Source organism: Actinospica durhamensis, assembly GCF_018139695.1.
Classification (GTDB): domain Bacteria; phylum Actinomycetota; class Actinomycetes; order Streptomycetales; family Catenulisporaceae; genus Actinospica; species Actinospica durhamensis.
The window spans coordinates 1-468 of the sequence record NZ_JAGSOG010000720.1; the positions used below are offsets into that span (position 1 = coordinate 1).

A 468-nucleotide genomic window follows, 5' to 3' on the forward strand; every position below is an offset into this window, starting at 1 on the left:
GCTGAAATCCCTGCCTTCGACCTGGTGCCGGGAATTCCGTTCCGGCGGATTCCCGGTGTTCCGACGTTCTTCAAGAACCGGCCGACCCCGGAACGCATGGCGCGCGCTCCGGGGCCGACGGGCTCAAACCCTCAGAGGGCATCCCCTAAAGGGCGAGGCACAACGTCACTGGTTGATGCAGGTGTTGCCGAAGGTGGGGTTCAGCAGCCCGATCACGGAGATCGTGTTGCCACAGGCGTTCACGGGGACGTGGATGGGGGCCTGAATCACGTTGCCGGACACGACGCCCGGGGAGTGCACGGCGGCACCCTGGGCACCCGAGTCGGCAGCGGCCAGACCCGCGCCCGCGAGAACCAGTCCACCGGTGGCAGCCGCGACCGCGACGACCTTCTTGATCATTGTTCCTCCTTATTCGCAAGGCGATCCCGAGCTGAGGATCACACCACGGGTAACGAGGAGGGACTAATG

At 65.2% G+C, this 468-nt stretch carries 1 protein-coding gene; it reads right to left on the reverse strand.

Annotated elements, in window-relative coordinates; all coding sequences use genetic code 11:
- Positions 1 to 165: 165 nt before the first annotated feature.
- Entirely contained in the window at positions 166 to 399 is a 234-nt protein-coding gene (locus tag KDL01_RS41885; RefSeq protein ID WP_004990211.1) for a chaplin, read from the reverse strand.
- Between the last annotated feature and the right edge of the window lie 69 nt (positions 400 to 468).